Origin of the sequence: Streptococcus mitis (assembly GCF_902159415.1) — a bacterium.
In the GTDB taxonomy this organism is placed as follows: Bacteria; Bacillota; Bacilli; order Lactobacillales; family Streptococcaceae; genus Streptococcus; species Streptococcus mitis_BG.
Genome location: NZ_CABGJU010000001.1, coordinates 722,176 through 737,733, shown reverse-complemented (window position 1 = coordinate 737,733; position 15,558 = coordinate 722,176). Strand labels below are relative to the sequence as shown.

Below are 15,558 nucleotides of genomic sequence, written 5' to 3'. Positions count from 1 at the left end.
AATCCTAATTTCTTCTTACCAACTCCATCATATCATAAGGCAATGTATTAGCAGATTCTTTAAGAGAATAGCTTTCAAGATTGTTGACATTTTGCCTTAATTTTTTTGCATATTGTGCTGAGATGAGTTTTTGTTCCTCAAACTCAAAGATACATTTTCGTTCAAGATAGTAACCTCTAAGCATTTCATCAATATTGTTTGGCTTTATCTTATTGATAACTCGTTCAACAAAAGCACCACTAGTGATATTACCAGTTTCACGTAGCCTTGATTCTTGCATGAAACTAATCAAGGTACTCTTATAGATTCCCTTAAGATTTTCAAGACTTTCAATAATGATTTCCGTATTGGCTAGATAAAGATCAGCAATTTGATCATAATCAATGGCCTGAAGTATAGGGTTGTTCTTATCTTTCCATGAACGGAAGGTTTTACCAAATGTTAATATCTCATGAATGATAAAACGAATAATCCGCAATGATACTAGGAAATAGTAAGTAATTCTGGAAGCAATGTTTCGATTGATTCCTTTTTCCATATTTTTTAAATAACGTTGATAGACACGATAGCCTCTCTCACCAATTTTGCCATCTTCAAAAGCTTGTTCCAAACTATCACTCTCAATACTAAGGATAAGAAGTTTAAGGGCTTCCCAGTCTTCTTGAATTTCTTTGTTCTCTAAACTCAAAATAAGATTTTCTATTCGACCATGGTAGTTATCGATAGCGGCATAAAGTGGAACTTTATTTTTTGTTTTATCCAAATCCTTCTCTAACTCAACTGCAACTGCGTTTAAAATTGCGATATGCATGAGTTGGTCAGTTGATGTCTTTTGTTCTTCAGATAAATGTGGAAGTACAACTAAGCCTGTTAAAAAACTGAGCAAGGTTACACCGGCGACTAAAAAGAGTAGTAGAGGATATTCTTGTTCTAAATCAGTAGGAATAAGCAAGATTGTTGCTATAGAAACTGTACCCTTTACACCAGAAAACGTCAACAGTAGCATATCTTTCATATACTTATGGAGACTTTTTTGGAGTTTTTTGATACGGAATACATAAAAACCGTAAATCATGACAAAGCGGATAGCAAAAAGCAGGAAGGTCAAGAGAAAAACACTGAGTAAGAGAAGTACTTTGCTGTAGAAAGCACTCTTAAGAATTGGTTCCGCAATCATTTCCAGTTCCATTCCAAGAATGACAAAGACTGAACCATTGAGCATAAAGGTTACAGTGTGCCAAACAGTCTCAGTAACTGTATCAACTTGCGCTTCAAGGAGATTTATTTTCTTGAAACGACTGGCTTTCAGAATCCCAGCAACAACAACGGCGATGATGCCTGAAACATGAATTTCTTCGGCTATGAAAAAAGTCAAGAGAGGTAAACTAAGTTCCAATAAGAGCTCACTTGCGATATCTGTTGCACGGACGCTGAGTAGAAAGGTATGAAGGAAGCGATTGATTAGGGCTGTAATAAATCCGACTGCAAAACCTCCAACGATGGAAATGGCTAATGAAGTTCCGGCTTGGGTAAGGGAGAATGTTCCTGTTGTCCAAGCGATGAGAGCCATTCGAAAAGCTACTAGTCCGGAAGCATCATTCAGAAGACCTTCCCCTTTTAGGATATTAGAGACCCGCTTTGGGAAGGAAAAGCGTTGAGAAAGGGATGCGAAGGCGACTAGGTCAGTAGGACCTAAAGCAGCACCAACTGCTACGCAGGCGGCCAATGGAAGGGTAGCCCAAAGGACATGGGCGACTCCCCCCATGCTCAGCGCTGAGATAAAGATAACTGGAAAAATCAAGTAGAGGACAATCCGCCAGTGTTTTAGGATAGAAGTAATGTCTGCTTCTTGAGCCTCTCGGAATAGTAGTGGGCCAATGACTAAAGCTAAGAATAACTCAGTATCTAAATGATATTGGTTGTTGGGTAAACAAAGACCAATTCCAATCCCTAACAAAATTTGAATCAGAGGCATAGGTAAAAAGGGCAGAAGCTTATTGGTCGTACTAGAAACAATAAGAACTAGTAAAAATACTAAGAGATAAAAAAGTAAACTCATTTTCCACCTCCCTATTTTTGTTTACGACAATTCTCAAAAAGTTCCTTTTGTTCCTGGATTTTTTGATCAATCTTTGAGCAGTCCTTATGCTCGATTTTCTTCTGACAACGCTCCATTTCAAGTGAAATCATTTTCTTCTTGATTTTCAGCATTTTTTTACTCATATGTGCTTCATCTAAAATACCAACTGCACGTTCATGTTGGGTTGACTCGACAAAGTTGTGACGAAGAGCTTCGATTTTATCTTTTAGGTATTGTTTATCCATGGCGATACCTTTCTAATTTTTCAATCATCACTAAAAACGGTGGATTATTAACTTGGTTGAGGGTGCGATAGATAGTAGCGGTATATTCTTGTTGCGGTAAGTGACTGACAAAATCCATGACTGCATTCCGTTCTAAATCTCCACCTTCATGCCCGTAATAAATCATAACAGCTATTCGTCCGCCTTTAACGAGTATCTGACAGAGCTTTTCAAGTGCCTCGATGGTTGTTTGAGGTTTAGTAATGATAGACTTATCAGCAGAAGGAAGATAACCTAAGTTAAAGATAGCTGCTTTTAGCACAGTTACAAACTGATCTACGGTTTCATGACCTTGTAGAAGTAACTCAACATTTGTTAAACCAGCTTCTTGTAGCCGTTGACTAGTCTGTTTCAAAGCTTGTTCCTGTATATCAAAAGCGTAGACTTGTTTCGCTAACTTAGCAAGAAAAAGAGTATCATGTCCATTTCCCATGGTCGCATCAACGACAATATCTTCTTGAGTGATGACTTGGGCAAGAAAATCATGTGCCATTTCAAGTGGTTTTTTCATTCATAAACTCCTGTTTTACAGCCTTGCATCCTTGGACACTACATCGACGTCTCATTTCAGCTTCTATGCTATTTAGAACTTCCCATTTATTGAGACTCCACATAGGACCAATCAGCATATCTCTTGGCGCATCACCCGTAATCCTATGGATGACCATATGTTTGGGAATAATTTCTAGTTGGTCACAGATAACTTTCACATAGTCATCTTGACTCATCAGTTGCAGTCTACCCTCGTGATAATCACGTTGCATCCGGGTATTTGTCATAAGGTGAAGTAGGTGAAGTTTAATCCCTTGAATATCATTATCAGTTACACAACGGCGGACATTTTCCACCATCATTTCATGGGTTTCCCCAGGCAAGCCATTGATGAGATGGGCTACAATTTCAATTTTAGGGAATTTTCTCAATCGTTTGACCGTCTCTACATATAATTCATAAGAATGAGCACGATTGATTAAGTCAGAAGTTTCTTCAAAAGTAGTCTGTAAACCCAATTCAACAGTCACATGCATTCGTTCTGACAGTTCTGCCAAGTATTCGATAGTCTCATCAGGCAGACAATCTGGTCGTGTACCAATATTGATTCCAACAACACCGGGTTCATTAATAGCTTGTTTATACCGTTCGCGAATGACTTCTAGTTTTTCATGGGTATTGGTAAAGTTTTGAAAATAAACCAGATATTTTCTAACGTCTGGCCATTTGTGGTGCATAAAGTCAATTTCTTTATAAAATTGCTCACGAATAGGAGCGTCAGGTGCAACGATAGCATCTCCAGATCCAGAAACAGTACAAAAAGTACAACCTCCATGAGCTACTGTACCATCACGATTGGGACAATCAAATCCGGCATCGATAGGAACTTTGAAAGTTTTTTCTCCAAATAAGTTTCGATAATAATCATTCAAGGTATTATAGGATTTCATAGCTAATATTATAACAGAAATCACTCACAAACTCAAAAACAGTTAGTATATAAAAGTTTTGAAAATCTCTTTGTATTAAAAAAATTCAATTTTTTTTTTATAAAAGCCTTTACAAAAAAATAAAAAGTGGTAAAATTAAAACATAAACATGCGCAAACGTTTTCGTAAAACGTTTGCCGAATAAATATAAAGGAGATTTGGATGATGAAAGATACATTCAAAAATGTCTTGTCTTTCGAATTTTGGCAAAAATTCGGTAAGGCTTTAATGGTGGTTATCGCTGTTATGCCAGCGGCTGGATTGATGATTTCAATCGGTAAGTCACTTGCATTGATTGACCCAAACCTTGCTCCCCTAGTTATTACTGGTGGCGTACTAGAGCAAATCGGTTGGGGAGTTATCGTTAACCTTCATATTTTATTTGCCTTAGCTATTGGAGGAAGCTGGGCTAAAGAACGTGCTGGTGGTGCTTTTGCTGCTGGTCTTGCATTTATCTTAATCAACCGTATCACTGGTACAATCTTTGGCGTATCAGGAGACATGCTGAAAGATCCAAATGCTATGGTTTCAACACTATTGGGTGGGTCAATCAAAGTTTCTGATTACTTTATCAGTGTTATGGAAGCTCCAGCACTTAACATGGGTGTCTTCGTAGGGATTATTTCTGGTTTTATTGGGGCAACTGCCTTTAACAAATACTACAACTTCCGTAAGCTTCCTGACGCACTTTCATTCTTTAACGGAAAACGTTTTGTACCATTCGTAGTTATTCTTCGTTCAGTAATTGCTGCAATTCTTCTTTCAATTTTCTGGCCACTTGTTCAAACAGGTATTAACAGCTTTGGTATCTGGATTGCTAACTCTCAAGAAACAGCTCCAGTTCTAGCACCATTCTTGTATGGTACTTTGGAACGCTTGCTCTTGCCATTTGGACTTCACCACATGTTGACTATCCCAATGAACTATACAGCTCTTGGTGGTACTTATGATGTCTTAACTGGTGCAGCAAAAGGTAGCCAAGTATTTGGTCAAGATCCACTTTGGCTTGCATGGGTAACTGACCTTGTAAACCTTAAAGGTACTGACGCAGGTCAATACCAACACTTGTTAGATACAGTACATCCAGCTCGTTTCAAAGTTGGACAAATGATTGGTTCGTTCGGTATTTTGATGGGTGTGGCTGCTGCTATTTACCGTAATGTTGAAGCAGACAAGAAACACCAATACAAAGGAATGATGATTGCGACAGCTCTTGCAACTTTCTTGACTGGTGTTACTGAGCCGATTGAATATATGTTCATGTTCGTTGCAACACCTCTTTACCTTGTCTACTCTGTGGTTCAAGGTGCTGCCTTTGCAATGGCTGATATTGTGAACCTTCGTGTGCACTCGTTCGGTTCAATCGAATTCTTGACTCGTACTCCACTGGCTGTTAACGCAGGTCTTGGAATGGATATCATTAACTTTGTTTGGGTAACTGTCCTCTTTGCAGTTATCATGTACTTCATTGCTAACTTCATGATTCAAAAATTCAACTATGCTACTCCAGGACGTAATGGAAATTACGAAACAGCTGAAGGTGCTACTGAAGAAGGATCTAACGGAGAAGGGCAAGTTGCTACAGCTTCTCAAGCTGTAAATATTATCAATCTTCTTGGTGGACGTGCTAATATCGTCGATGTTGACGCTTGTATGACTCGTCTACGTGTTACAGTAAAAGATGCTGAAAAAGTTGGTTCTGAAGCACAATGGAAAGCAGAAGGAGCTATGGGGCTTGTCATGAAAGGACAAGGTGTCCAAGCTATCTACGGACCAAAAGCTGACGTTCTTAAATCAGATATCCAAGATATTCTTGATTCAGGTCAAGTTATTCCAGAAACACTTCCACACCAAATGACTGAAGTTCAAAAAGCTGAAGTAGAATTCAAGGGTGTGACAGAAGAAGTATACTCTGTTGCCGATGGTCAAGTAATTGAATTAGAACAAGTTAAGGATCCTGTTTTCTCTCAAAAAATGATGGGTGACGGATTCGCAGTTGAACCATCTAATGGACATATCCTTTCTCCTGTAGCTGGTACTGTTTCAAGTGTTTTCCCAACTAAACACGCTCTTGGTATTACGACTAAATCTGGTCTTGAAGTTCTTGTTCACATCGGTCTTGATACTGTTAGCCTTGAAGGTAAACCATTTGAAGTAAAAGTTTCAGAAGGTCAAACAGTTGCTGCTGGAGACCTCTTGGTTGAAGCAGATCTAAATGCGATTCGTGAAGCTGGTCGTGAAACATCTACAATCGTTGTATTTACAAATGCAGATGCTATCAAGTCAGTTAAACTAGAACAAACAGGTTCACTTGCAGCTAAAACAGTAGTTGCCAAAGTTGAATTGTAAAATGACAGGGGTTGGAAATGTTTTTCCAACCTCTTGTTTATAGGAGAAAAGTATGAAATTTTTAACACTAAATACCCATAGTTGGATGGAAAAAGATCCCCAAGAAAAATTCCGACTTTTACTTCAAGATATTCTTGAACAAGACTACGATCTGATTTGTTTTCAAGAGATTAACCAAGAAATAAGTTCAATTCTTGCCGAAACAGATGAACTTTATCATCCCCTACCATCAGCTGAACCAATTCATCAAGATCATTATATCTATCTTTTGGTCCAAGAGTTGAAGAAAGCTGGTAGAGAATACTATTGGACTTGGGCCTACAACCATATTGGCTATGATCGATATCATGAAGGTGTTGGAATACTTTCTAAAAACCAAATCCAAGCACGAGAAATTTTAGTTTCAGATGTCGATGATCCTACAGACTATCATACTCGCAGAGTAGCCTTAGTAGAAACAACGGTAGATGGGAAAGATATTGCAGTTGCAAGTGTGCACCTATCATGGTGGGATAAAGGCTTCCAAGAGGAGTGGGCTCGATTTGAATCAGTCTTAACTAATTTAAATAAACCACTTTTACTAGCAGGTGATTTTAATAATCCAGCTGGGCAAGAAGGTTATCAGACCATTCTTGCAAGTCCCTTATCACTACAAGATGCCTATGAAGCTGCTCAAGAAAGAAGCGGTAGCTATACAGTCCCACCTGAAATCGATGGCTGGAAAGGGAATTCAGAACCACTTCGAATTGACTATGTGTTTACGACAAAGGATTTACAAGTTAAATACTTACATGTAGTCTTTGATGGACAAAATAGTCCACAAGTCAGTGACCATTATGGTCTAAAAACAGAACTTATTTGGAAAGATTAAAGTCCAAAATATCCTAAAAATAGATTAACTCCCCTTATTTTTTTGAGGGGAGTTTGCTTGTTAATGTTATTAATATAGGTAAAGTTTTTGGTTGTATAACTTGTAAAATAGGATAAAATCCTTTAAAATAAAAAGTGTTGGAGGAATTTATGAATGTAAATCAAACTGTGCGTATTATCCCAACGCTAAAAGTAAATAATCGAAATATAAATGAAGTGTTTTATGTAAAGACTTTAGGGATGAAACCTTTATTGGAAGAATCAGCTTTCCTATCGTTAGGGGACCAATCAGGTCTTGAAAAACTTGTTTTAGAAGAATCGCCAAGTATGAGAACCCGTAAGGTTCAAGGGATCAAAAAATTAGCTAGATTGATTGTAAAAGTAGCGAATCCATCCGAGGTTGAAGCACTGCTAGCTAGAATGGAAAAACTTCCTCAACTCTATAAAGGAAACAAGGGATATGCTTTTGAAATCCTATCACCAGAAGGAGATCTTGTCCTAATCCATGCGGAAGATGACATCAAAGATTTGAGAGAGTTTGATGAAACTGTTACCTTCCCAAAAGATGAGAAAGTGAAATATTTGACAGAATTTGAAATTTCAACAGAAATTCACTTGCCAAACCAAATTAAAAGTTTACTAGAAGATGTAGAAGTTGATAAGAAATTGATATTTAAACAAGGGCAGGGTGAGGATTTATTGGTTGAAAATTCTCTTACTTGGGATTTGTCTATGCTGAAGTTTCAAGTAGAAAAATTCGATATTCCAAGTCTTTGTCAGAAATTTGAGTCAGTAGGCTACTTTGTTCCAAAGTCTGAAAAGTTTTTCCTAACCAAGGATACCAACAATATTGAATTGTGGTTTGAAAAAGTATGAAGCAAGAAATCATTCAAAAAATAGAGCAACAAATTGAGGCAGGGATTTATCCTGGTGCCTCTTTTGCGTATTATCGGGATGGTGAATGGTCTGATTGCTACCTCGGAGAAGCAAATCCAGAAATTGGAGAGCAGACTTGTCAAGGTTTAGTCTATGATTTGGCAAGTGTCAGTAAGGTTGTGGGAGTAGGAACCGTCTTAACCTTCTTGTGGAAGCAAGGCAAGATTGAGCTTGATCAATCCATAAAGACCTATCTTCCAGAGGCGGATTATCCAGACATCACCATTCGTCAACTTCTCACACATTCTACGGACTTGGACCCGTTTATTATCAATAGAGACCAGTTGAATGCAGAAGAATTGAAAGAAGCTATGTTTCATTTGAATCGACGAGAGAAGAGGGATTTTCTATACTCGGATGTGCACTTTCTCTTGCTCGGTTTTCTCCTAGAGAACTACTTTGAAAAAGACTTAGATCAGATTTTACAAGAGCAAGTTTTCGATCCATGGAAGATGAAGGAAACTCAGTTTGGACCAGTTAGCAGTGCTGTTCCTACAGTTCGGGGACAGAAATCAGGAGTGGTGCATGATCCTAAGGCACGTTTACTAGGTAAACATGCTGGGAGTGCAGGCTTGTTTTCAACTATCAAAGATTTAAAAATCTTCCTAGAGCATTATTTACAGGATGATTTTGCTGACGGATTAAGTCAGAATTTTTCAGATTTGAGTGATAAAGAACGCTCATTAGCATGGAATCTTGAAGGTGATTGGCTAGACCATACAGGCTATACTGGAACCTTTATCATGTGGAATCGCAAGAAGCAGGAAGCTGCTATTTTCTTGTCCAATAGAACCTACGAAAAAGACGAGCGTGCCCAGTGGATCATAGACCGTAATCAGGTCATGGACCTAATTCGTGAAGCAGACTAGGGAGGAAGTATGTCAAAAGCTCTTAAAGGAACTCTTTTTACAGTGATTGCTGGTATTGCTTGGGGCTTGTCTGGGACCAGTGCTCAGTACCTAATGGTTCATGGGATATCGTCTCTAGTCCTAACCAATATCCGTTTGATTGTTGCTGGTTTGCTCTTAGTTCTTTTATCATATATAAAGTCTAAGGAACAATTTTTGGCTTTTCTAAAAGATAAATCAAGTCTGTTTTCTCTCTTACTATTTGCTTTATTTGGCCTCTTTCTGAATCAATTGGCTTATTTATCGGCTATTCAGGAGACAAATGCAGGTACAGCGACGGTGCTTCAGTATGTCTGTCCTGTTGGAATCTTGGCTTACACATGTATAAAGGATAAGGTAGCACCTACTATAGCCGAAATCCTTTCTATGATTTTAGCAATAGGTGGAACCTTTTTAATTGCGACTCATGGTCAGTTGGATCAGCTCTCTATGACACCAGCAGGTCTCTTTTGGGGTTTGTTCTCTGCTTTAACCTATGCTCTTTATATCATTTTACCCATTAAACTCATTCAAAAATGGGGGAGCATTCTGGTTATTGGTGTCGGTATGACCATCTCAGGTTTTGTAGCAGTGCCATTTACTGGGATTATCGGTGCTAGTCTACCTATGTCATTTGATATTTTCTTAGCATTTGCTGGAATTATTCTCATCGGGACTGTATTTGCTTACACGGCCTTTCTTAAGGGAGCCAGTATGGTTGGGCCAGTCAAATCTAGTCTCTTGGCCTCTATTGAGCCAATATCTGCTGTCTTCTTTGCTTTCATGATAATGGGAGATATTTTCTATCCTATCGATTTTGTTGGAATGGCAATGATTTTATTAGCGGTAACTATTATTTCATTGAAAGATTTAATGCTAGAAAAGAGAAAGAAATCAGCGTAGATGTTATGTTACCCTATCAAAAAGTTAGTATTGAATTTAAAAAATCCACTCAAGAGAGTGGATTTTATTTTTTTACATTAGTCTTTATTTTCGTATGGCAAGATCAAGTTCAAAAGGATACCTGTCATTGCTGATAGGGCAGTACCTGAAAGTGTAACTGGACCAAGTTTAAGGATTGCTCCACCAAGTCCAAGTACCAACATGGCACTTGCGATGATAAGGTTACGCATTTGTCCAAAGTCAACGCGCTCTTTAATCAAGACTTTCAAACCGTTGCTGGCGATAACCCCGTATAGAAGGATTGACATACCACCAAGTACGGCATTTGGAATTGTTGAAATCAAAGCAGTGAATTTACCAAGGAAGCTAAGGGCAATTGCGATAAGAGCCGCGTTACGGATAACTGAGACAGAAGCGATACGAGTCATACCGATCACCCCTGTATTTTCACCGTAGGTAGTATTAGCAGGACCACCAAGGAAGGCAGATACAGATGTTGCGATACCGTCACCAAGAAGGGTACGGTGAAGACCTGGGTCTTTCAAGAATTGGCGGCCACAGATTTGACTCAAGACCGTGTGGTCTCCGATATGTTCAGAAATTGTTACAATAGCGATTGGTAGGATTGCAATTGTTTCAGGACCGAAGTATAGGTTATATTCTTTGAAGGCACCACCTGTGCTAAATGGTAGGTAGAAACCAGGAACTTCAAACCAGTTAGCTTGAAGAACAGGTGTGAAGTCTACTAGACCAAGAAAGACTGCAAAGATATATCCACCGATAATGGCAAAGAGGAAAGGAATGATACGAAGAAATCCTTTTCCTTTTGTATTGATAAAAGCAGCGATGAGGAAGGTAACTACTGCTACAAGAGCATTTTTCCAGTTGCCATCAGCAACAAGACCAGCATTTGTTACAGCTGAGCCTGCAAGACCAAGACCGATAACGATAATCATAGGTCCGATAACGATTGGAGGCAAGAGCGTATCAATCCATTTTGTACCAGCAAAGCGGATGCTAGTTGAAACAAGAACGTAGATTAAACCAGTTAAGATAACCCCTGTTTGAGCGGCAGAAACATCGCCACCCATTTCCTTCATAGCAAGAGACATTGCAGTGATGAAGGCAAAAGAAGAACCGAGATAGACCGGAACTTTAAAGCCAGTACATACCATGTAAATCAGTGTTCCGACACCTGATGCAAAAAGGGCAACAGATACAGGCATTCCCAAAATCAGTGGCACCAAGATGGTAGCACCAAACATTGCAAACACGTGCTGGAAGCTGAGTAAAATTCCCTTACCAAAAGAAGGACGTTGGTCAACGTCGAGTAACAAATCAACAGTTGATTCTTGTTTCATAAATACCTCACTTTTTGGGCATCAAAAAAGAGCCCATTATTTTACAGCAATAGGCTCTCAGAGTAAGACTTCTTTAAAAAGAGGATTATCTCATTCTTAAAGAACTTCATATATTTCTGCGTCTTCGTCACCTCACAGGATGACATTAAAAACCTTTGCTTGTGATAGTATAGCAGAAAAAAATGATTTTGTAAATCATTTTTTCCCGAGCAAAGAAACAAAAAATCGAGGCATGATTTTGTAAATCATTTTTTCCCGAGCAAGGAAATAAAGACGCGAGGTATAATCTTGTGAGTATCTATTTAAAATATCCTAAAGTGGTCGTTTGTTGGGCATACCAGCCTTACGTGGATATTTGTTTGGAGTTTCTTTTTTCTTTTCTACAATGGTGATGTAGCGAGGGTCTCCATTAGGAAGTGTGTAGCTAAGGTTGTCCCCAACTTTGCTGAAGAGAAGATTGAGAGCATTTTTAGCTTCTGTTAATTCCTCAGGTGCATTACTTGCCTTAAGGGCCAAAAGTTTTCCACCAACTTTAAGGTAGGGAATGGTTAACTCAGAGAGAACCTGTAAGCGGGCAACTGCACGAGCTGTCACAATGTCAAACTGGGCACGGAAATTCTTGTCTTGGGCAAAGTCTTCTGCGCGTCCATGGTAGAAGTAGACTCCTTCTAAGCCAAGCTCCTCAGACAAAAGCTGGAGGAAGTTAATGCGTTTATTCAGAGAATCAATGATAGTGACTTCTAGCTGAGGAAAGAGAATTTTCATGGGAAGGCTAGGAAAACCTGCCCCAGCTCCAATATCCAAAAGTTTGATAGCTTGATTACTAATCAAGCCCTGTAGAATAGGAGCGATAGAATCATAAAAGTGCTTAAGATAAACCTCTTCCTTTTCGGTAATGGCAGTCAGGTTGATTTTTTCGTTCCACTCGACTAAGAGTTCGAAATAGCGCTCAAATTGAAATTTTTGCTGGTCAGTAAGATTAATATTCTGTTGGTCAAGTAATGTGTAAAATGTTTCTGGTTTCATAGTTCTGTCCTTCTTTTATGTCATCTTATTTTACCACAAAAATATGGAAATTTGATATACTGGTACTAATCTTAAATGAGAAAGGAATCCTACTATGTCTTGGATTATTTTTGGAATTTCTACTCTTCTTGTTTTCTTTGTGGTTATTAGTTATAACAGCCTAGTTAGAGGACGTATGCAAACAAAGGAAGCATGGAGTCAGATTGATGTTCAGTTGAAGCGTCGAAATGATCTTTTGCCTAACTTGATTGAAACGGTTAAAGGTTATGCGAAATATGAAAGTTCTACACTTGAAAAAGTGACTCAACTTCGAACACAAGTAGAGGCAGCAACTACACCTGCAGAAGCCATGAAAGCTAGTGATGCACTGACTCGTCAGATATCTGGTATCTTTGCGGTGGCTGAGAATTACCCTGACTTGAAAGCTAGTAGCAACTTTGCTAAATTACAAGAAGAATTGACTAACACAGAAAATAAAATATCTTACTCTCGTCAGCTATATAACAGTGTCGTTAGCAACTACAATGTTAAATTAGAAACCTTCCCAAGTAATTTGGTTGCTCTGATTTTTGGGTTTAAAGCTTCTGACTTTCTTCAAACACCTGAAGAAGAAAAATCGGTCCCTAAGGTTGATTTTAGTAGTCTAGGTGAGTAATATGCTGTATCAACAAATTGCAAGTAATAAACGTAAAACAGTGGTTCTACTAACTGTTTTCTTCCTTCTATTGACTTTATTAGGTTATGCAGTAGGCTATCTATTTATGAACTCCGGTTTTATGGGAATAATTTTAGCTATTCTTATCGGTCTTGTCTATGCAGTATCTATGATTTTCCAATCAACAGAGATTGTCATGAGCATGAATGGTGCGCGTGAAGTTGACAGGAATGAAGAACCAGTTCTCTATCATGTTGTGGAGGATATGGCTATGGTAGCCCAAATTCCTATGCCACGTGTTTATGTCATTGATGATGCTGGTTTAAATGCTTTTGCTACGGGTTCGAATCCTCAAAATGCTGCTGTAGCAGCAACTTCAGGACTGTTAGATATTATGAATCGTGAGGAGTTAGAAGCTGTAATCGGTCATGAAGTTAGTCATATACGTAATTACGATATTCGTATTTCAACCATTGCTGTTGCTCTTGCCAGTGCTATTACCCTTTTATCAAGTATGGCTGGTCGTATGATGTGGTGGGGAGGTGCTGGTCGTAGTCGTAGAAGTAATGATCGAGATAGTGGGGGACTTGAAGTGATTCTGTTAGTTATTTCTCTCCTAGCCATTGTTCTAGCACCTCTTGCAGCAACTCTAGTACAATTAGCTATTTCTCGCCAACGAGAATTTTTGGCGGATGCTTCAAGCGTAGAACTAACTCGTAATCCGCAAGGGATGATCAACGCTTTACAAAAATTAGACAATAGTCAACCCATGAGTCATCATGTGGATGATGCTAGTAGTGCCCTTTATATCAACGATCCTCAAAAAAGAGGTTTTCTTAAAAAACTATTCTACACTCATCCACCCATTTCAGAACGAATTGAGCGTTTGAAACATATGTAAAAAAACATCCAGAGGTTTTCCTTTGGATGTTTTATTTCTAAAAGTTAAAGATCTTGTAAATCAACTACTTCCAAACCATGCTCTGTCAGATTATAGATACTCGTACAGACTTTTTTTAAAAAACGTCGATCATGCGAAACAGTGACAAGACCACCAGAATAATTGGCAAAGAGTTTTCTGATTTCTGGTTGAGAAGTTGGAGAAAAATTTCGTGTTGGTTCATCCAGAAGGAGAAAGTTTGGTTTTCGCAGAACTAAATTCAAAAGAAGGAGTTTACCTTGTTGACCACCAGATAAGGAGTGGATTTGGTGGTGCATCTCTGGATAGCTGAAATTAAGACTGGCTAAGTGAGATTGGATTTTCTGTATTTCCTCTTTGTGTCCAGTTTGGCTGAGAAATTCTACTGGGGATAGATCCAATTGCAGTGTTTCTTGGTAATCTTGTGGCATAAAACCAAGCGAAATCTCTCTTTTGCCGCTTAGTAGTTGATATAACTTTGCTAAAAGAGTGGATTTGCCAACGCCATTGGAACCGATAATGCCGATTTTTTCTTGACCACGGACAGTTAATTGTAGCCCTTGAGCTAAAATTCGTTCACCAATGGATAAAGTCTCATTTTCCAGTCGAACTAAGACTTTTGAAGTCGCCAATGGCTCTATATCTGAAAAGAAGAGTTGGATTTGTTCCTCTTCAAGTGGCTTTTGGGTCATGGACTTGGCTGCCTTCTCAAAGCGTTTTTCTTGAGAGAGAACATTTTTCATTTTTTTAGCTAATAGGCGACCAGCAGTACTGTCTTTGGTAGCTCGAAGTGCAGTTTCTACATTTTGCTTGACTCGGCGATGCTTTTCCATGGTTTTTTCATAGACTCGTTGGTCGTTAGCAGCTTGCTGGCTTTGTCTGACAAAATTAGCCTTTCTCTGGTCACTATAGCGATCATAGTCTAAATGCTCTACTAGCGTTTCAGCTTCCTTTCGATGCTTGACCAGTCGTAAGTGGATTATGGTATCTGCCGTTTGAGAGAGAAAGTCTTCATCATGAGAAATGAAAATAACGGTTTGCCTAAGCTTCTGAATCTGACCTTTTAGCCAATCAATCGTCTCAATATCTAAGTCATTTGATGGTTCATCTAAAAATAGAATCTCAAAAGGTTTGGCTAACTCATGGATGAGCTGGATTTTCAAGGCTTCGCCCCCAGATAGACTGCCAATCTCTTGGTCGCTAGAAAAACGATCGCTATCAAAATGCAACTCCTCAGCCAAACGATAGAGGATACTGTAGTCCAAATCAGTAGACTCTAAAAAGAAGTAGTCGTGTAGAGTTCTATTTTTTAGTTCCTCAGGTAACTTTTGAGGAATGTAGGCTAGTGATTGAAGGTCAGACTGGATTTCTCCCCTGATAGAGAAATCAGCGAATATTTCTCCCATTAAAGTTTTAAGTAAGGTTGATTTTCCATTTCCTTCCTCACCAATAATAGCAACTTTTTCCCCATCTTGGATAGTCATACTTAAGTCAGATACAAGGTCTCGTAAATCTTTGTTTTGTGTGATGGTCAGATGATTGATTTTTATCATATTGTTGCCCTTTCTAGAATGTCGATAGTGCATAACAAAAAGCTCTACTTTACCTAGTAGAGCTAATCGTCTATGTCAAAAAAACTCTTTTAAAAGGGCTGAAAATCAAGCAGAAAAAAGAGCACACAAAAAAGAGACAGAAACAAGATCTACTAAATAAAGGTTCTTTATTTGATAGACTTAGTTGTTCATGTCTCCCTTACCTCCGAGTATTGTTGCAATCATCATACTCTTTTTGAGAAAATTTGTCAAGA

14 protein-coding genes are annotated in these 15,558 nt (G+C 38.6%); 7 read left to right on the top strand and 7 right to left on the bottom strand.

Translation table 11 applies throughout. The annotated features are described in order from the left end of the window. Positions 1–4: 4 nt before the first annotated feature. From FN031_RS03935 to FN031_RS03920, 4 genes are read right to left on the bottom strand one after another with little or no spacing between them, the layout of a single operon-like run. The gene (locus tag FN031_RS03935; RefSeq protein ID WP_142557774.1) at positions 5–2,059 is read right to left on the bottom strand and encodes a cation:proton antiporter; all 2,055 of its coding nucleotides are present in this window, start codon (positions 2,057–2,059) and stop codon (positions 5–7) included. An 11-nt stretch (positions 2,060–2,070) separates the two neighbouring features. Beyond that, entirely contained in the window at positions 2,071–2,325 is a 255-nt protein-coding gene (locus FN031_RS03930; protein ID WP_006148185.1) for a hypothetical protein, read from the bottom strand. Next, positions 2,318–2,875 (bottom strand): tRNA (mnm(5)s(2)U34)-methyltransferase, encoded by a 558-nt coding sequence (locus FN031_RS03925; RefSeq protein ID WP_142557772.1) that lies wholly within the window; start codon positions 2,873–2,875, stop codon positions 2,318–2,320. The genes FN031_RS03930 and FN031_RS03925 overlap by 8 nt, the downstream gene beginning before the upstream one ends. Beyond that, a complete protein-coding gene (locus tag FN031_RS03920) occupies positions 2,859–3,806 on the bottom strand; it encodes a TIGR01212 family radical SAM protein (RefSeq protein WP_185928438.1) in 948 nt (315 codons plus the stop codon). Before FN031_RS03920 ends, FN031_RS03925 begins: the two co-directional genes overlap by 17 nt. A 201-nt stretch (positions 3,807–4,007) precedes the next feature. Between FN031_RS03920 and FN031_RS03915 the strand changes: the two genes are divergently transcribed. The 5 genes from FN031_RS03915 to FN031_RS03895 all read left to right on the top strand — a co-directional run bounded on the left by FN031_RS03915 (position 4,008) and on the right by FN031_RS03895 (position 9,790). After that, positions 4,008–6,194 (top strand): PTS transporter subunit IIBC, encoded by a 2,187-nt coding sequence (locus tag FN031_RS03915; RefSeq protein WP_142557770.1) that lies wholly within the window; start codon positions 4,008–4,010, stop codon positions 6,192–6,194. A 52-nt stretch (positions 6,195–6,246) separates the two neighbouring features. Beyond that, positions 6,247–7,065, top strand: a complete 819-nt coding sequence (locus FN031_RS03910; protein WP_142557768.1) for an endonuclease/exonuclease/phosphatase family protein — start codon at positions 6,247–6,249, stop codon at positions 7,063–7,065. A gap of 149 nt (positions 7,066–7,214) precedes the next feature. Further along, complete coding sequence (locus tag FN031_RS03905) at positions 7,215–7,940, top strand: CppA N-terminal domain-containing protein (protein ID WP_142557766.1); 726 nt, start codon at positions 7,215–7,217, stop codon at positions 7,938–7,940. Continuing rightward, positions 7,937–8,869 (top strand): serine hydrolase domain-containing protein, encoded by a 933-nt coding sequence (locus tag FN031_RS03900; protein WP_142557764.1) that lies wholly within the window; start codon positions 7,937–7,939, stop codon positions 8,867–8,869. The genes FN031_RS03905 and FN031_RS03900 overlap by 4 nt, the downstream gene beginning before the upstream one ends. 9 nt (positions 8,870–8,878) lie before the next feature. Continuing rightward, on the top strand, positions 8,879–9,790 hold the full coding sequence (locus tag FN031_RS03895; RefSeq protein ID WP_142557762.1) for a DMT family transporter: 912 nt from the start codon (positions 8,879–8,881) through the stop codon (positions 9,788–9,790). A 77-nt stretch (positions 9,791–9,867) separates the two neighbouring features. On the opposite strand, the gene FN031_RS03890 is transcribed toward FN031_RS03895, so the two are convergent. Continuing rightward, complete coding sequence (locus FN031_RS03890; RefSeq protein WP_142557759.1) at positions 9,868–11,151, bottom strand: uracil-xanthine permease family protein; 1,284 nt, start codon at positions 11,149–11,151, stop codon at positions 9,868–9,870. A gap of 312 nt (positions 11,152–11,463) precedes the next feature. Beyond that, positions 11,464–12,177: a 16S rRNA (guanine(527)-N(7))-methyltransferase RsmG gene (gene rsmG, locus FN031_RS03885; RefSeq protein ID WP_142557757.1), complete on the bottom strand. Its 714-nt coding sequence runs from the start codon at positions 12,175–12,177 to the stop codon at positions 11,464–11,466. 94 nt (positions 12,178–12,271) lie between these two features. On the opposite strand from rsmG, the gene FN031_RS03880 reads away from it, so the two are divergent. Both FN031_RS03880 and htpX read left to right on the top strand, forming a co-directional pair. Further along, entirely contained in the window at positions 12,272–12,832 is a 561-nt protein-coding gene (locus tag FN031_RS03880) for a LemA family protein (RefSeq protein WP_142557755.1), read from the top strand. A gap of 1 nt (position 12,833) precedes the next feature. After that, positions 12,834–13,733 carry a zinc metalloprotease HtpX gene (htpX, locus tag FN031_RS03875; protein WP_142557753.1) on the top strand — a complete coding sequence of 300 codons (900 nt, stop codon included), beginning with the start codon at positions 12,834–12,836 and terminating at the stop codon, positions 13,731–13,733. Between the two features lie 44 nt (positions 13,734–13,777). Here htpX and FN031_RS03870 read toward each other — a convergent pair whose 3' ends face one another. Next, on the bottom strand, positions 13,778–15,337 hold the full coding sequence (locus FN031_RS03870) for an ATP-binding cassette domain-containing protein (RefSeq protein ID WP_142557751.1): 1,560 nt from the start codon (positions 15,335–15,337) through the stop codon (positions 13,778–13,780). Positions 15,338–15,558: the final 221 nt, after the last annotated feature.

Bases quoted from the DNA above. Each gene is read 5' to 3' on its own strand.
- htpX (WP_142557753.1), top strand. From the start codon at position 12,834: ATGCTGTATCAACAAATTGCAAGTAATAAACGTAAAACAGTGGTTCTA.
- FN031_RS03890 (WP_142557759.1), bottom strand. From the start codon at position 11,151: ATGAAACAAGAATCAACTGTTGATTTGTTACTCGACGTTGACCAACGT.
- FN031_RS03905 (WP_142557766.1), top strand. From the start codon at position 7,215: ATGAATGTAAATCAAACTGTGCGTATTATCCCAACGCTAAAAGTAAAT.
- FN031_RS03895 (WP_142557762.1), top strand. From the start codon at position 8,879: ATGTCAAAAGCTCTTAAAGGAACTCTTTTTACAGTGATTGCTGGTATT.
- FN031_RS03920 (WP_185928438.1), bottom strand. From the start codon at position 3,806: ATGAAATCCTATAATACCTTGAATGATTATTATCGAAACTTATTTGGA.
- FN031_RS03935 (WP_142557774.1), bottom strand. From the start codon at position 2,059: ATGAGTTTACTTTTTTATCTCTTAGTATTTTTACTAGTTCTTATTGTT.
- FN031_RS03870 (WP_142557751.1), bottom strand. From the start codon at position 15,337: ATGCACTATCGACATTCTAGAAAGGGCAACAATATGATAAAAATCAAT.
- FN031_RS03910 (WP_142557768.1), top strand. From the start codon at position 6,247: ATGAAATTTTTAACACTAAATACCCATAGTTGGATGGAAAAAGATCCC.
- FN031_RS03880 (WP_142557755.1), top strand. From the start codon at position 12,272: ATGTCTTGGATTATTTTTGGAATTTCTACTCTTCTTGTTTTCTTTGTG.
- FN031_RS03915 (WP_142557770.1), top strand. From the start codon at position 4,008: ATGATGAAAGATACATTCAAAAATGTCTTGTCTTTCGAATTTTGGCAA.
- FN031_RS03925 (WP_142557772.1), bottom strand. From the start codon at position 2,875: ATGAAAAAACCACTTGAAATGGCACATGATTTTCTTGCCCAAGTCATC.
- FN031_RS03930 (WP_006148185.1), bottom strand. From the start codon at position 2,325: ATGGATAAACAATACCTAAAAGATAAAATCGAAGCTCTTCGTCACAAC.
- rsmG (WP_142557757.1), bottom strand. From the start codon at position 12,177: ATGAAACCAGAAACATTTTACACATTACTTGACCAACAGAATATTAAT.
- FN031_RS03900 (WP_142557764.1), top strand. From the start codon at position 7,937: ATGAAGCAAGAAATCATTCAAAAAATAGAGCAACAAATTGAGGCAGGG.